This is a genomic window from Candidatus Hydrogenedens sp. (assembly GCA_035378955.1).
GTDB lineage: Bacteria > Hydrogenedentota > Hydrogenedentia > Hydrogenedentales > Hydrogenedentaceae > Hydrogenedens.
The window spans coordinates 1-16,817 of record DAOSUS010000067.1 but is presented as its reverse complement, the minus strand read 5'-3'; the positions used below and the strand labels follow the sequence as shown (position 1 = coordinate 16,817).

The 16,817-nt window shown below is 38.8% G+C and carries 14 protein-coding genes and 1 pseudogene; 6 read left to right on the top strand and 9 right to left on the bottom strand.

The annotated features are described in order from the left end of the window. Positions 1 to 113 precede the first annotated feature (113 nt). From lpdA to aceE, 3 genes and pseudogenes are all read right to left on the bottom strand, one after another. A pseudogene (gene lpdA / locus PLA12_11625) lies at positions 114 to 1,542 on the bottom strand (dihydrolipoyl dehydrogenase). A 27-nt stretch (positions 1,543 to 1,569) separates the two neighbouring features. Beyond that, on the bottom strand, positions 1,570 to 2,901 hold the full coding sequence (locus PLA12_11620; GenBank protein HOQ33146.1) for a 2-oxo acid dehydrogenase subunit E2: 1,332 nt from the start codon (positions 2,899 to 2,901) through the stop codon (positions 1,570 to 1,572). A 30-nt stretch (positions 2,902 to 2,931) separates the two neighbouring features. Continuing rightward, complete coding sequence (gene aceE / locus PLA12_11615) at positions 2,932 to 5,625, bottom strand: pyruvate dehydrogenase (acetyl-transferring), homodimeric type (GenBank protein ID HOQ33145.1); 2,694 nt, start codon at positions 5,623 to 5,625, stop codon at positions 2,932 to 2,934. Positions 5,626 to 5,830: 205 nt separating this feature from the next. Between aceE and PLA12_11610 the strand changes: the two genes are divergently transcribed. The 3 genes from PLA12_11610 to PLA12_11600 are packed head-to-tail and all read left to right on the top strand — an operon-like array spanning position 5,831 to position 6,985. Then, on the top strand, positions 5,831 to 6,226 hold the full coding sequence (locus PLA12_11610; protein ID HOQ33144.1) for a DUF134 domain-containing protein: 396 nt from the start codon (positions 5,831 to 5,833) through the stop codon (positions 6,224 to 6,226). A gap of 32 nt (positions 6,227 to 6,258) precedes the next feature. Then, positions 6,259 to 6,540 carry a hypothetical protein gene (locus tag PLA12_11605; GenBank protein HOQ33143.1) on the top strand — a complete coding sequence of 94 codons (282 nt, stop codon included), beginning with the start codon at positions 6,259 to 6,261 and terminating at the stop codon, positions 6,538 to 6,540. Between the two features lie 37 nt (positions 6,541 to 6,577). Then, the gene (locus PLA12_11600; GenBank protein ID HOQ33142.1) at positions 6,578 to 6,985 is read left to right on the top strand and encodes a NifB/NifX family molybdenum-iron cluster-binding protein; all 408 of its coding nucleotides are present in this window, start codon (positions 6,578 to 6,580) and stop codon (positions 6,983 to 6,985) included. Between the two features lie 65 nt (positions 6,986 to 7,050). On the opposite strand, the gene PLA12_11595 is transcribed toward PLA12_11600, so the two are convergent. From PLA12_11595 to PLA12_11575, 5 genes are read right to left on the bottom strand one after another with little or no spacing between them, the layout of a single operon-like run. Beyond that, positions 7,051 to 7,578 (bottom strand): NYN domain-containing protein, encoded by a 528-nt coding sequence (locus PLA12_11595; protein HOQ33141.1) that lies wholly within the window; start codon positions 7,576 to 7,578, stop codon positions 7,051 to 7,053. Next, on the bottom strand, positions 7,579 to 8,715 hold the full coding sequence (alr, locus tag PLA12_11590; GenBank protein ID HOQ33140.1) for an alanine racemase: 1,137 nt from the start codon (positions 8,713 to 8,715) through the stop codon (positions 7,579 to 7,581). Positions 8,716 to 8,756: 41 nt separating this feature from the next. Further along, a complete protein-coding gene (gene pgsA / locus PLA12_11585) occupies positions 8,757 to 9,365 on the bottom strand; it encodes a CDP-diacylglycerol--glycerol-3-phosphate 3-phosphatidyltransferase (GenBank protein ID HOQ33139.1) in 609 nt (202 codons plus the stop codon). Between the two features lie 29 nt (positions 9,366 to 9,394). Then, entirely contained in the window at positions 9,395 to 9,874 is a 480-nt protein-coding gene (locus PLA12_11580) for a helix-turn-helix domain-containing protein (GenBank protein HOQ33138.1), read from the bottom strand. Further along, the gene (locus tag PLA12_11575; GenBank protein HOQ33137.1) at positions 9,867 to 12,488 is read right to left on the bottom strand and encodes a DNA translocase FtsK; all 2,622 of its coding nucleotides are present in this window, start codon (positions 12,486 to 12,488) and stop codon (positions 9,867 to 9,869) included. Before PLA12_11575 ends, PLA12_11580 begins: the two co-directional genes overlap by 8 nt. 407 nt (positions 12,489 to 12,895) lie before the next feature. On the opposite strand from PLA12_11575, the gene PLA12_11570 reads away from it, so the two are divergent. The 3 genes from PLA12_11570 (at position 12,896) to PLA12_11560 (ending at position 16,253) form a co-directional block, all read left to right on the top strand. Beyond that, positions 12,896 to 13,945 carry a DUF1559 domain-containing protein gene (locus PLA12_11570; protein ID HOQ33136.1) on the top strand — a complete coding sequence of 350 codons (1,050 nt, stop codon included), beginning with the start codon at positions 12,896 to 12,898 and terminating at the stop codon, positions 13,943 to 13,945. 528 nt (positions 13,946 to 14,473) lie between these two features. Next, positions 14,474 to 15,511, top strand: a complete 1,038-nt coding sequence (locus PLA12_11565) for a DUF1559 domain-containing protein (protein ID HOQ33135.1) — start codon at positions 14,474 to 14,476, stop codon at positions 15,509 to 15,511. A gap of 151 nt (positions 15,512 to 15,662) precedes the next feature. After that, entirely contained in the window at positions 15,663 to 16,253 is a 591-nt protein-coding gene (locus PLA12_11560) for a YceI family protein (GenBank protein HOQ33134.1), read from the top strand. 6 nt (positions 16,254 to 16,259) lie between these two features. Here PLA12_11560 and PLA12_11555 read toward each other — a convergent pair. Further along, positions 16,260 to 16,817 (bottom strand): NUDIX hydrolase (locus tag PLA12_11555; protein HOQ33133.1); only part of this gene is annotated, 558 nt, incomplete at its 5' end.

The following is a 16,817-nucleotide window of genomic DNA, read 5'->3' as shown; positions in this document are numbered from 1 at the left end:
ATGAGACGGAAGAGATACATGGGACGGAAGGAACGGATATGGCATGGTGTGATGGAGGATATGGGGAAGGTTGATGATGGTTGATAATTAAGGGTAGTGGGTTTGTTTGTGGGTTATTCTTTTTGTTGGGGTTTGCGATAGAGATGGGTACTTCTACCGAGGAAGGCGCCTGCGGTTTCCATGATGGTCTCATTAAGGGTCGGGTGTGGATGGATGGTCAAATCAATGTCTTCGGGTGTGGCACCCATTTCGATTGCTAAGGTCGCTTCTCCAATAAGTTCGCCTGCATTGGCTCCTGCGATGCCAAAACCGAGTATCTGTTTCGTTTCCACATGGGTAATCATTTTTGTTACTCCTTCCCCACGGAACATGGTCATGGCTCTACCCGAAGCCGACCAGGGGAATTTGACTACTTGAACAGGTATATTTTTAGCATGGGCTTGCCCTTCAGTAAGTCCGCACCATGCAATTTCAGGGTCTGTGAAAACAACTGCAGGTATGGCTTGAGGCTCAAAGGCAACATTCTTGCCCGAAATAACCTCTGCGACGGTTCTTCCTTCGTGGGTTGCTTTGTGGGCTAACATCATCCCGCCAGCAACATCGCCAATAGCAAAAATATATGGGTCGGTCGTGCGTCTTTGTTCATCCACACGGATAAAACCTTTTTCGTCCACAGCTACATTTGTATTTTTTAAGCCCAAACCACTGCTGTTTGGTTTTCTCCCAACAGATACAAGGACTTTATCAAAAATCTGTTGTGGCTTTTTGATTTCTGCTCCTTCAAGTTCAACGGCAATACCTTTTTTTTGTGGTTTTAATTGTTTGACCAATGTTTTCAGGTGGATTTGATAGAAAACTTTTTCCAAATGTTTCTCTAAAGGACGCACTAAATCACGGTCTACCCCGGGTAATAGCCCATCGGTAACCTCTACAAGGGTTACTTCAGACCCCAATGTGGCATAAACAGTGCCTAACTCCAATCCGATATATCCACCACCGATAACCAGTAATCGTTCCGGTATCTCTTCTATGTTTACCGCGGTATTGGAATTCATAATATCTGGAGACTCAATCGGCTGTCCAAATAGGGCAGGTCTTGAACCCGCGGAAATAACCGTATATTCTGCGTTAATGCGTAATTCCCGTCCATCCATCAGGAATACTTCTAATGTATTTGAATCCAGGAAACTGGCTCTTCCCTGAATATAATGAATATTCCGTAATCGAGTCAGTTGTCCCAATCCACCGGTTAAGTGTTCAACCACCCCCCCGCACATTCTTCCGTATTTCATCAATATCCAATTTAGGCTTCTGGAAGTGAACGCCGAATTTTTCCGCCTCTAACGCATTAGAAATCACATGGGACACATAAAGTAGGGCTTTTGTCGGAATACAACCCCGGTAGAGACATGTCCCACCGGGATTTTTTTCTACATCGATTAGAACCGTTTGTAGCCCTAAATCGGCACACATAAAGGCACATCCATAACCACCGGGACCTGCACCTATAACAGCAACCTGTGTTTGAATTACTTCGGGCATAAAACCTCCTTTTATTTTTAATTCCTATTATTCAAAAAATATATTCCATGGATTTTCAAGTGCATTACAAATCCACCGCACAAACCGAGCCGATTCGGCACCATCAATAACGCGATGGTCATACGACAGACTTAAAGGTAGCATGAGTTGTGGGACAAAGTTCCCATTCTGATATACAGGTTCCATACTCGAACGGGACATACCTAAAATAGCCACCTGAGGGGCGTTTACTATCGGTGTAAAGCCATTACCGCCTAATCCTCCTAAATTGCTAATAGTAAATGTTGCTCCTTGCAATTCTTCCAGCGATAATTTTCGCTGTCGCGTTTTTTCCGCTAATTGGGTCAATTCAATGGAAATTTCTTTAATAGATTTTTTATCTACATCTCGCAGAACAGGCACTAAAAGCCCATGTTCCGTATCTACAGCAACCCCAATATGATAATATTTTTTATAAACAATTTGTTCCTTTTCAAGGTCAATACTGGAATTAAATTTTGGGAATTTTTTTAATGCTTCTGCCACAATTTTTAATGTAAATATCAAAATACTTAATCTTCCGCCAGCGGACTGGATTTTTTTAGCCCACGTTTCACGAAGTTGTTCTAATTGTGTGATATTGGCTTTGTCGAAATGAGTTACCTGTGGGATAGATAAACTCCGCATCATTTGCTCGGCTGTTTTCTTGCGAATAGTAGTCATAGGTTCAACGAGAATAGGACCCCATGAATCTTTTGCGGTTGAGGCATTTATCTGGATAGAGGTTGTCTCTTCCGTTGTAATAACGGATATCGGTTCGGGCTGTGAAATTGTGCCTCCTTCTGTTATCCGTTTGTGATAGGCCATAACATCTTCCGCAGAGATTTTTCCTGATGGGTCAGACGCAGGAACTTCTTCAAGGGAAACCCCTAATTCGCGTGCTAATCTACGAACCGAAGGGGAAGCCAGAATGGGAATATCTGATTTTGCCTTTTGTCCAGACACTCCAGTAACCAAAGGGGGTCGCAACGGCACAGTTTTTTCAACTGGAGTAGAAACGGGCATCTCTTTTTTTACGGCAGGTGCTTTTTCTTCAATAGGTGGTGATGTCGGAGCTTCGGAGGATACCGCTCCTACCGCTGTTTTTTCTTCCATGGTAAAAATTAAAACCCCCGGCTTTACCTTCTGCCCTTCTTTCACATGGATTTCCATTATCTTTCCATCCAAAGTAGATGGGATTTCTGCAACCGCTTTATCCGTTTCTATTTCCAAAACAGGTTGCCCTTTTTTAATGGTATCCCCTATCTTAACAAGAATTTTACCGATAGTTGCTTCAGAAATATTCTCACCTAACGATGGAAGTCGAAATTCTTTAGACATGTTTAGTTCCTTTTTTATATAAATTTAGTTTTACACATCTAAAGGAAATACTTTATTCGCAGGGATATCATTATCCCGCATATATTTTTTAACGGTGTCTGCTGTTATTTTCTTTGCCTGACTTAATGTAAACAAAACGGACAATACGATATAACGGCTATCTACCTCGAAGTAATCACGCAGGGCTTCTCGTGTATCTGAACGGCCAAAACCATCCGTTCCTAATGATACAAACTTATGAGGAACCCATCGGGATATACTGTCCGGCACCAATTTTACATAATCCGAAACGGCAATGGTAGCAATGGCTTTATTATCTAAACATTCCGTCACATACGGGACTTTCTTTGCGGATGTCGGATGAAGTGTATTCCACCGTTCTATTTCGAGGGCATTTTCACGGAGCATTTTATAACTTGTAGCACTCCACACATCCGCTGAAATATTAAATTCTTCTTCCAGAACGGTCTGTGCCTTTAACGCCTCATTAAGTAACGAACCACTACCTAATAGATTTATTTTCGCCTTTGATTTCTTCAGAGAAGAAGGTTGTAATAAATATAATCCTTTAATAATCCCGTCGCGTATTTTCTTACCCGCAGGAATAGGGGGCATGGTGTAATTCTCATTGCCAACAGTCAAATAATAAAAAACCGGCTCCTGTTTTTCATACATGCTACGAATACCCTCTTGCACGATAACCGCTATTTCATAAGCATAGGCAGGGTCGTATGCACGAAGGCAGGGAACAGACATTGCAAGCAGATGACTGTGTCCATCCTGATGTTGCAGTCCTTCTCCGGCCAGGGTTGTTCTACCTGCAGTGCCACCTACAAGAAATCCCCGCACTTTCATATCCGCAGACGCCCAGATTAAATCGCCAATCCGCTGAAATCCAAACATGGAATAGAAAATAAAAAACGGAATGGTATTAATCCCATGGCTTGCATAAGCAGTGCCTGCGGAAATAAAAGAAGCCATAGAACCCGCTTCCGAAATACCTTCTTCGAGAATTTGCCCGTCTATCGCTTCTTTATAATACAAAACCGATTCGGAATCTACGGGCTCATATTTTTGTCCTTGTGAGGAATAAATCCCTATCTGACGGAATAATCCTTCCATTCCAAAAGTGCGTGCTTCATCGGGCACAATCGGAACAATCAACTTGCCAATTCGCTCATGTTGTAATAATTTTCTCAAAATAGAAACAAATGCCATTGTCGTAGAAACAGGGCGGGGTGTGCCTTTGAAAAATTCGTCAAAAACTTCATTTTCTGGAGCAGATAAGGGAGGTGCCAATACCTCACGATGGGGTAAATAACCTCCTAATGCCTTGCGTCGCTCTTGTAGATATATCATGGCAGGATGGTCTTCTGGAAGTTTACAAAACGGAGCAAAGGCAATTTCATCATCCGACACCGGAATACCAAACCGTGCCCGAAATTCACGCAATTCATCTTCATTGAGTTTCTTTTGCTGATGGGTTATATTCTTTCCTTCTCCACTTTCGCCAAGTCCATATCCTTTGATTGTCTTTGCTAATATTACTGTGGGTGCCCCTTGTGTTTGTAGAGCATGATAATAAGCCGCATACACCTTTATCGGGTCATGCTCCCCTCTACGCAATTGACGCAATTGTATATCCGAAACCTGTTCGAGATACGGAGCCAGACGCGGTTCGTGTTCTATCATTTTCTTGCGAATATACTCACCGGACGAAACCGAAAACTTCTGATACTCACCATCTACAATGTCGCCTAATGCACTTACTAACAGCCCCTGTTCATCCTTCTCAAACAGAGGGTCCCAATCACTACCCCAGATAACCTTTATCACATTCCAGCCTGCTCCACGAAACATGGCTTCTAATTCCTGTATGATTTTCCCATTCCCGCGAACAGGACCATCCAAACGCTGTAAATTACAATTGATAACGAATATAAGATTATCTAATTTTTCGCGACTGGCTAAACTAATAGCACCTAAGGCCTCCGGCTCGTCCGTTTCTCCATCACCTAAAAAAGCCCAGACATACCCGCCATTTTTGGGCTTCAAACCGCGATTTTCCAAATATTTATTAAACCGTGCTTGATATATCGCCATAATGGGACCCAATCCCATAGATACCGTTGGGAATTGCCAGAACCCAGGCATAAGACGCGGATGGGGATAGGATGGTAAACCACCACCTTTACTTAATTCCCGTCGGAAATTTTTCAGGTCATTTTCGGAAAGTCTTCCTTCCAAATAAGCCCGTGCATATATTCCCGGTGCCGCATGTCCCTGAAAATAAATCAAATCACCGCCGTAGTCTTCGGTTCGTGCCTTGAAAAAATGATTGAACCCTACCTCATATAAGGTAGCTACGGAAGCATAAGTAGATATATGTCCTCCGATTCCCTCTGCTTCACGATTAGCACGAACTACCATAGCCATGGCATTCCAGCGGATATAAGACTTAATAATTCGTTCTAATTCACGATTACCCGGATATTCGGGTTGTTCTGAAACAGGAATGGTATTCACATACGGTGTAGTTGCGGAACAGGGTTTGCGAATACCTAAAAGGTAGGTGTAATCCTGCAGCCGACGAACCAAATTGGCTGTCGCCTGAGGACCTCGTTCCTCGAGATAGGCTTTTAATGCATCTATCCATTCTTCATCTGGAAAACTCATTGTATTTACTTCTTCCCGTATCTCATTTTCAGGTTCCGAATGACTCATATATAACATCCCCTGTTATTCAACTTTACAAATTCTTATGTATGTATTTAATTATACTAACAAATTTATCTAATATTTTATTTATTTATTGACAGAAATTGCCAAAATATTTGCTAATCGTGTTTACTTTTGATGTAAAATTGCGTTATAATTATGAACATAGGTTCATAATGAACTAATGACATTGACATTTTAAGGAGTTTTAATGGCAAGACCTTATTGTCCAAGAAGATTAAATTCATGCCCTCCTGTTGAGGAATTCGTTCCTTTTGAACAGGAAGGTACGGAAAAAGAACCTGTTATTCTTTCTCTTGATGAGTTTGAAGCACTCCGCCTTGCTGATTATTTAGGAATGTATCACGAGGATGCAGGACAGAAGATGGGGGTGTCTCGTCCGACATTTTCCCGAATTATTGAGCAGGCACGAAAAAAAGTTGCCGGTGCCATTGTAGAAGGGAAACCCATTCGAATAGCTGGCGGTCCTGTAAATTTTGTTTGCAAGCAAAAAGGTCGTGGCTATGGTCAGCATTGCCATAGACATTGTAAAAAAAGGGCTCATTTTTTGGAGTCTAATCAATATGAAAATACAAACAAACAATAATTTTAACAATGTTAACTATAAGGAGATTTACAATGAGAACACAAAGAGGTTTCGGTAATCCATTTAATAATCGTGGACAATTCCGTCCTGGTAGAGGTTTCCAGGGATGGGCTGGTAGAGGTTTCCAGGGATGGGGATGGAAAGAAACAGTTCCTGATACTACTTTGGAAAACACACCAGCTAATGAAGCCACAGAACCTTCCGTAATGAGATATGTGGGTCCATGTAGATGTGGAAGAGGGCCTCATGCATTCTACCGCAATGCAAAAGGCAATCTAGTTCATGTCTCTGAAATAAGGAAAAACGAGCAATAAACAGACAAAACATTTATTAAATTAGAAAGGGATAATTATGAAAATTGCTTTTCCAACAAATGATAAAGAAAAAATATCTGCTCATTTTGGACGCTCTAAGGGCTTTATGATTTTTGAAATTAAAGATGGCAAGGTCGTAAGTGAGGAATATCTTCCAAATACGATTACAGGACATGTTCAACATACTACCAATGAAGACCCTGCACAGGAACATTCTCATGAGCACAATCATTCCGTAGATACGCATGAGAAAGTAGCTCGGGAATTTGCAAATATGGATGTTGTTATTTCGGGTGGAATGGGATATGGTATGAAAAGTAGATTTGAATCGGCTGGCATAAATATTATAATCACATCCGAAAAAAATATAAAGACAGCCCTTGACCTTTTCCTTCAAGGTTCTTTGAAACATGAAGAAGGATTATCATGCAATCATCACTCTTAATATAGTTTGATAAAAGATTTGCGATTTATTTTACATTTCTTTTTTTCTTTATCGTAGAAAATACCCTATTGTTTATTAGGGTCTGAAATAGAATCTAAAAAAGGTTGTAGTTTTTCGCGTAAAGGTGTTTCAAGAGGTAGGGGACTGAAAAAGGAATGTTTGTAAATTTTTGTAGATTGTTGTGTTTGGTGATAGTATTTGATAAACCGTTCAGGCTGCATAACAAACACACCCATTCCGACGCATACCTGTCTCAATGCATGGTCTGATGAAACAACAAATATATTTTCTTTATGGGTTTCTCTATAAATGCAATGCTCTATGAGACTGTCTGCATCCGAATTTTGTGAAGAAAAGAGTATCTCAAATTTATACTCTGCCGATGAAGTTTTTTTTGGGAAAAAAGGGCGGATATCTTCCGGAGAATTGCCATCAAACACCACAGTTACTCTGCTTCCTGTAAGAGATGCAAAATCTTGCAAAAGATGTATTAATTGGTTTCTGTGTTCTTCAAGGTTGGCTTGTTTTGTCTTTTTATTCTTTAACAAAACATGTAGGAGATTATAGCCATCTATATAATAATGTTCGGGCACTTATGCATTCTCCCTTTGCTCTTCATCGCCACCATTTATATATGTGCGTAGTACCCGGGGTCCAATACCTGTTAGTATATCGTAAACAATAGTCCCTGTTTTTTGGGCTAATTCCTCTGCCTGAATTTCTTCATTTCCATCTTTGCCGATTAAAACAACGGTATCTCCGCGTTTTACAGGTTTTTGGGTTTTCAGTTCGACAACAATTTGGTCCATAGAAACACTTCCGCGTACAGGGCAACGAGTCCCATGAATAAGCACTTCCCCTTTATTGGACAATTGAGTTCGATAACCATCTGCATAACCTACAGGCACTACAGCAACATCCATATCACGGTCACAAACAAATGTTTTACCATAGCCAATAGACGAGCCGGCTTGTATTGAACGGACCTGAGTTATCTGTGTTTCCCAACGAAGAACGGGCTTTAATATACTTCGTTCTGCTTTCTTTTTTACAGGCCATATCCCATAGGTCATTAATCCAGGACGAACCGCTTCAAAATAACTCTTGGGATAATTTATTATTGCGGGAGAATTTGCCGCATGAGCAAATTCAAACGGAATACCTTCCCGTTCAAGGTCATTTAATAGTTTTGAAAAGATTCGTATCTGATTTTCCGTAAAGACATCATCTTCTTCATCGGCACAGGGAAAATGAGTAGCTACACCTTCAATATCAATATGGGGCAGATAAACGACACCTTTTATATCTTTTATGGCAGTATCCATGCTAAAGCCCTGCCGACCCATTCCTGTGTCAATTTTACAATGAATAGAAATGTTCTTTTTAACACGAGTTGCTAATTCGGAAATTTTCTTCGCAACTTCCACCTCTGATAGTAGCGGGGTAAGATTGTATTCAATAAGTGCAGGCAATTCATCATCATGAGGTTGAAGTAAAACAAGAATAGGTATCTTTATCCCATTCTCTCGCAAAGTAATACCTTCTTCGATATTGGCAACCGCCAGCATGTTCACTCCCCATTTTTCAGCACATTTTGAGACGGGAACAAGCCCATGTCCGTAAGCATTGGCTTTTACCACGGCAATAATTCGCACGGAAGAACCTACAAGATTTTTTACCACCTGAAGATTATTGCGATAAGCATCTAAATCAATTATGACTTTAGACATAACTTCTTCTTTCTCTATATTAATATGAGGTTGTGAAGGATTTAGTCCAGTTTCAGTTTTTCCCAATTTTTCCATAAGATTTCACATCCGGAATAAAGAGTATATATGGCAATAAACATCATGAACACCAATGATGTTTTCCCTAACAACGGGTCATATAATTTTATCATATTTTCAGGCATAAAAGAGAACGAGACATCTAAAAAAAATCTTCTTGCTGTGGCTAAAAAAAGAAAGGCTATTACATAAGTCATCTGGAGCACCGTTTTCAATTTGCCCCATGGGTCTGCAGGGATAATGGTACCATCCGCCGCCGCAAGGGTTCGAATTCCTGTAACTAAAAATTCACGGGCAAAAATAATTACAACACACCAACCGGGGATTTTCAATTCTTCCAACTTCATCATCATTACAAATGCAGCAACCATTAATACTTTATCAGCAATAGGGTCAATTAATTGTCCAAATTTTGTAATACTTTTTGTCTGCCGTGCAATTTTCCCATCCCAATAATCGGTGATTGCTGCGATAATAAAGATGATATAAGCAATTGCGAAAGGTATCCAATGAGTAAAGGACATGAAAAAAACAAAAATAATAGCAAGAATACATCGTGCGATAGAAAGCTGATTGGGCAAATTTATTTTCATAATAACTGTGCTGTTACTTTGTTATAAAATTAAAAATCTTCATTAAAATGGACTACCGGTGCTTCAACAGTTCCAGCATTCACTTTTAATGAAGGGTCTTCACGAATAGGTTGAGTGAAGAAGGAATAGGCAAGCCAGGATAAAACAAGCACAGCACAAACAATCCCCCATGTAATTAACGGTTCTAACCAGGGTGGTAATTCTATATTTCCTCGGGGTATATCGAGGGGAGATATTTTTTTGGGTTCATTGGAAATGCGTTGATTTCGCAACCATTCTAAATAAAAATCGTAATACGGTCTTGGGTCTATATTGATAAACTGGCAATAGGAATAGATAAAAGCCCTAATGTTGGGATTATTGGCTAATAATTCAAATTCTTCATTTTCAAATGCTTTAATATATTGAATAGGAACGCGGGTTTGTTCAAATACATGCTGGATAGACAGCCCTAACAATTCCCGCTGTTCTCTTAATTTATCTCCAAATTTTTTTTGTCCCTTATCCATATTCATTATCTTCCTCATCGGAAGGATTTATCTCTTCATTATTATAATCTGTTTGTCCTTCAATTTCATCCTCATTATCTGAAGACATATGTAAAATCTCACGCGGCTTACTTCCTCGGTGAGGACCTACAATTCCTCGCAGTTCCATCATATCTATCAAATGTCCGGCGCGCGCATACCCAATTCTCAACCGACGCTGAAGCAATGAAACCGATGCTTGTTTTGTCTCTCGAACAATGCGAACCGCTTCCTCAAATAAAGGGTCATCATCGTCAAAAGACGACTCGGCTTCTTTCTTCTTCGAGTTATCAAAACCAATACAATTAAGATACTGCGGTGGTGCCTGTGATTTCAAATAATTTACCAATGCTTCTATCTCTTCATCACTAACAAACGCACCCTGAATGCGCATCGGCTTCGGTAACCCAGCATTATGGTATAACATATCACCATGCCCAATCAACTTTTCAGCACCTATCGTATCTAAGATACAACGGGAATCAATTTTGGAGGAAACCTGAAATGAAATACGGGCAGGGAAATTGGCCTTAATTACACCTGTGATTACATCTACAGAGGGTCTTTGTGTCGCTACAATTAAATGAATACCTACCGCTCGGGCTAATTGGGAAAGTCGTGCTATCGCACTTTCAACGGCATTCCGCTGGAGCATCATTAAGTCGGCTAACTCATCAATGATACAAACGATATGAGGAAGTTTGCGGACAACTTTTATAGGTGTTGAAAATAAATCCCTGTCTCCTTCTTCGTAAATTTCCAGCTGCCCGTTTTCTACATTCTGATTGTAAATCTCTAAATTGCGAGTATTCGTATTGGCAAAAAGTGTATATCGGCGTTCCATTTCTTTTACAAGAATATCCAACGCTTCGCCTGCTTTCTTGGCGTCGGTTACAACCGGCTCCAACAAATGAGGAATATCATTGAATATGGAAAATTCCACCATCTTCGGGTCAATCAGAACTAATCGCAATTCATCGGGTGTATATTGGAATAGTAAACTTGCAAGTAATGCTTTTACGAAAACGGTCTTCCCTGAACCTGTAGCACCTGCAATAAGAAGATGCGGCATTTGTGTCAGGTCAACAACTTTGACTTCGCCTGTGATATCCTTACCTAAGGGTAACCGCAATCTTCCTCGATGTTTCGTTAATGCATAACTTTCTATAAGTTCTCTCAATAATACCTGCTCACGAACCGGGTTAGGCACCTCAATACCTACCTTGCCCCTTCCCGGAATAGGTGCTTCTACACGAACACGGTCTGCTTTCAATGCAAGGGTTATGTCATCCGCATGAGATAAAAACCGTGTTACTTTTATTCCTGGTTCGGGTTCTAATTCATACCTTGTAATTGTTGGACCGTGTGTAATTCCCGTAACTCGTGCCTTCACTCCAAATCGTTCTAATGTTTTTATTAAAATTTCTGCCCGTTCCTGAAGTTGCTCGTTATAATTAGGTATTTCAAAAGGAACAGGTTCATCTAATAAACTTAGAGGTGGCTTGGTATATTGCGACGGATACTCAGGTGCTGTTATTACTGCTTGTATCTTGTTCGATTTATGTTGAGAAGGACGCCCCGAACGAATAGGTTCTTCGGATGATATACAGGAAACTGTTGGAATATTCTTTGTTAACTCTTTATTTTCCTTTCCGTATAAATTCCAAAAACTACCCTTCTTTTCTTTAACATCTTTTGTTGAGTCCTTGCCTATTTTTAGGTCAGGAATAATTGTTTCATTATTTAATCGGTTATTACTTCCCATTACATTCTTCGGGGGTGTAGAGACTGTTGAAGCTGATTGTGAAAACATTTCAGGGACTTCTTGCTCTACTTCTGTTAAAGGCAAATCTGGCAGACATGAAGTATCCGTATTTACTTTGGCTTGAAAGTTGGGATAGTCCTCATTTCCACTACTTAAGGGAAGTTGCAATTGAATGGAAGAGGGTTCTGTTACAAGCGTGTATTGCTCCAGAGAAATAATATTTGTATTAATCCATTCAATCCCATGCTTTGTCAATATAAATAGCCTTTTTATGAGATTTAAGAAATAAATAAAGGAGTAAAACACCAACCAAAGAAAAAAAATAAAAATCCAATCCAGAGACAAAATAGTTCCTGCAATAATAAACATAAACGAAGTAATGAAAGAAGGAAAAACACCTAAATGAGGAACCAATATATCCGAAACAATACTATATCCAACACTATTCCCCTTTGCTAATTTCCCATCCCAGAACAAAAAATACGCCTGCGAAAAAGTAGAGATACTTAGCAATAATAAAAATATTCCTATACCTCTCTGAATAATTGGGAACGGACACCGATTATCCCACATGGTAATTGCCCACAGAAATAATATTATATAAAGGAAATGTATGGCTATGCCGAAACCTAAATAAAAGTTATAAATAATATTTTGAGTTAATAATACAATTGCCGATACAAAGGGAACATTATCTATTGCGATACTGGCATCCTTCCCCGAATGAATTTTTGGATTAAAAGTAATGGCTATAAATAAAAGTATGCTGATGATAAGAAAAAATAGAGAGAAAGCAACTCTTTTTTTATTTATGTGATTATAATTATACATAGCATAACCTTTATATACAATATATAGAAATACAATATATTGTATAATATCATAAAAAAACACATTTGTCAATCAAAGAAACTAAACTTTATTTTACTAATTATAGAGAACATTCAACGCTTGTGCTATTTTCATTTCAAGAAACCTAGTAACTGTCTTGTCCTCGACTGTTAAGCCCCGCAACTAATGTGCCAACAACCGATATGCTTCAAAAAAAGAACACAAAAGAATAATAGGAAATAAATTTACGAAATAAAAATTGATTACATATAGGATATAGATAATCTATTAAGAAAAAAATAGTAAAAAAAAATATTTCGATTAATTATAAAAAATATTGAATTCCAATTTAATTAATATTATTATATATAAAGAAAAATTTATTATTTTATTTGGGAGACATTATCATGAGAAAAGAAGGGTTCACTTTAATTGAATTACTTGTTGTTATTGCTATAATAGGTATCCTTGCTGCAATACTACTACCCGCATTAGCCCGTGCCCGTGAAGCAGCTCGTCGCTCCAGTTGTCAAAACAACCTGAAACAATGGGGACTGATTTTTAAGATGTATGCTAATGAATCCAATGGTGGAAAATTCCCGCCGATGGATGTAGAAGCAGAACGAAATGATTATTATGGTATATATAGCAATTACTTTAATGTAGGACCCAAAGTAGATACAGTTTATCCCGAATATCTAACCGATTTATCTATAATTATCTGTCCTTCGGACTCAAAACAAACTATTCAATCCTTAAAAGCGGTAAGTTTAGAACCACAAGTGGCACAGGCTTTGGGATTGTCCCCTGATGATTTCCATATCAGTTTTCACTTACATAGCGAATATGGCGTAAATATGATAGATGCAAGCTATGCATATTTAGGGTGGGTATTTGATAAATCCGGAGATAATCCCTCAGATTTATTGAGGGTTAGTGAGTTACGACCAGAAGTAACCTTACTTATTCAATTTCTTGGACAGGGAACTCTTGAAGAGGATTTATTAGTTCCTGCTCAATTCCCTTACGCTTTTACTCAAATGATTTTAAATAGTCCAGATGCCGTAGCAGCTATGTATACTGCACGAAATCATGGGGAACCAACACCTGCACAGATTACAGCCCTTTACCGAACTATTGATAGTGATATTTCAGGGGAATTACTCACAGGTTTTGGTAACGGAGGCTCAAATATCGTTTATAGACTTCGTGAAGGAATTGAACGGTTTTTAATAACCGATATTAATAATCCTTCTGCATCCGCACAGGCACAATGTAATATCTTTGTTATGTTTGACCAGATAGGTGCCCGCGGGACCGTCACATTATTTAACCATATCCCCGGTGGTTGCAATGTTCTTTTCCTCGATGGACATGTTGAGTTCATCCGCTATCCAACGAAACAACCTGTTAATCAACCTGTGGCAAATATTATGTCTATATTCACTGCTTCTTAATGCCATAGTGATTTCTTATCATCTTTTATATGACAGCCAGCCAAAAGAAGAAGGGTATCGAGTTCCAATAGATTGTAATGTAATATAAAAAACTATGGGAAATAGGAAAGGTTTGAACTTTGTATTATTTGACTTGAAAATCTGTGCAACATAGGTTAAACATATCTTTTAGGATAGATGAAAATATCCCCACTTCTTAAATTTTCTTCACGAATAACGCAAATAATACAAATTAGAACAAATAGAAAATTTTGTTTAATGTTCATGCATTCGTGTCATAAGATATATTTATACTCCCTATCTTCCTACATAAAAAGATACACCCATTAAAAGAGAAAAGAAATATAAATCTGTTACCCCTATTTCATAGATAATCAAATAAATATTAATATGTCAAAATTTATATTGACAAATATTGTAAATAGTATTATAATTTTTATAGTAATAATTAGAAAGGAGGTGAATAAAAATAAAAAATAAGCTAACAATAACAATAATTACTTTTTTAAGGTATAGGAGGATATTATTATGAAAAAAACAGGTTTTACATTGATTGAATTGCTTGTCGTTATAGCAATCATAGGTATTCTTGCGGCAATTTTACTGCCGGCATTAGCCCGTGCTCGTGAAGCAGCACGCCGTTCCAGTTGCCAGAACAACTTAAAACAATGGGGACTCGTTTTTAAGATGTATTCAAACGAATCCAAAGGTGAACGATTCCCTCCACTTGAATTAGAGGCAGCACCAAGAGATGACAACGGTGAGTGGAATTTGTTCATTGCCGCTGGTCCAAAAGTGAAAGCGATTTATCCTGAATACTTAACCGACCCATCAATCGTAATTTGTCCATCGGATGCCCAAGATACGGTAAAAGACACATTGAAAGGAGATAGTTTCCCTTCATTAGGAATTACGCCAGACGATTTTCATTTTGGCTTTTATCTTGGCGGTGGAACTGGGGTCAATGTAATAGATGCCAGTTATGCCTATTTTGGTTGGGTTTTTGATAAGATGGGAGATAATCCAAACGACCTTGTCCCGATTGGTTCCCTGCCTTCCGAGGTTCAATTATTTGTCAATCTAATTGGGAATGTTAATTTAACAGGCGACCAACCCGTTCCGGCTCAATTACCGCTTGCAATTGCTCAAATGGCATTAAACCACCCTAATGGCGTCGCAGCAATTCAAGCCGCTTCATCTCATAGTCAACCTTCACCGGCTCAGATAGCAGACCTGAATTCCGCCGTTGATGGTGATGTAAGTGGTTCTTTACTTACGGGCTATGGGAATGGTGGTTCAAATACTGTATACCGTCTCCGTGAAGGTATCGAACGATTCCTCATCACCGACATTAATAATCCTGCTGCAACATCGAAAGCACAAAGTGAAATTTTCATCATGCTTGACCAATTAGGAGCAGCAGGAACAACAGCGCTCTTTAATCATATCCCCGGTGGTTGCAATATTCTGTACTTAGATGGACATGTAGAATTTATTCGCTATCCAACGAAACAGCCTATTAATCAAGCTATGGCAAATATCATGGCTCTGTTTGAAGCCAGTTAACAAAACAAGTTCTAAGTCTTAAATAAAAAAGAATACCCCATCCTCTTTTGAGGAATGGGGTATTTTTATTTTTGTCTCATAATTTAATAACACCCATGAAATATATTTTGAAATAATTTCGTTTTATAAGTAAACAAAGAAGGAATTTAATATGAGAACTATTTCCAGAATATTGATTGGATTGACCTTTTTTATAAGCATTCAAACTCTTACCTCTCATGCAGAGACTAATACTTATCAAATAGACCCAACACACTCATCCGTATGGTTCCGTGTATTGCATTTGAACATCAGTCCTGCGTATGGTGCCTTTGGAGACATTTCCGGAACTATTCAATTTAATGCAGAAAATACAGATAAATCTTCTATTGAAGTTACTATTAAAACGGCAAGTGTAAATACACTCAATGATAAACGCGATGAGCACCTTCGCAGTGCAGACTTTTTTAATGTGGAGCAATTCCCAGAAGCAAAGTTTAAAAGCAATTCCTGGGAACGGACTGACGAAAATCGCTATCGTATTAAGGGGGTTTTAACTCTGCTGGGTGTGGATAAACCGATTGAATTTGAAGCACGATTGGTCGGCAGTGGAAAAGGAAGAAATAACGAAGACCGTCTTGGTTTTGAAGCCGTTTTTACAATTAAAAGGAGTGATTTTGGAATGGTAAAATACTTACCTTCCCAAATTGGTGATGAAGTATCCATTACTGTTGGTATCGAAGCGGAAAAAGTAACAAAATAAACTCTTCTATTTATAAAAGTTTTTCTCTTTTAAGCGATAAAACATAGCCTGCAAAGCAATATAGGTCTTGCTATCATCAAACTGAAAGGTTTTTAGTTTTTCCTCAACCTCAGAAATAGGAATTTTTACAATCTCAATATTTTCATCCTCATCCGGTTTTGTTCCTACAAATTCCAAATCCGTTGCAAAGTAATAATGGATAATCTCCGAACAATACCCTACGGAAGAATAGGCAGAACCTAAATACTCAAATACACCTGCCTTATAACCTGTTTCTTCTTCCAGTTCTTTCCTTGCTCGTTCCATCGGGTCATCATTACCTTCCATCTTGCCAGCAGGTGCTTCTAAGATATACTTCCCAATCGCAATTCGAAATTGCCGAACCAAAACAACCTGTTCCTTATCCAGCACAGCAATACATACCCCACCGGGATGTTCTATCACCTCACGAAAGGCTGTCTTACCATCTTCCAGTGAAACATAACCCGTTCTGAGATTAACGATTTTTCCTTCATAAATCAGTGCTGATTTTTTCCATCGTTCCATCTTAAAAACTATCGCCTC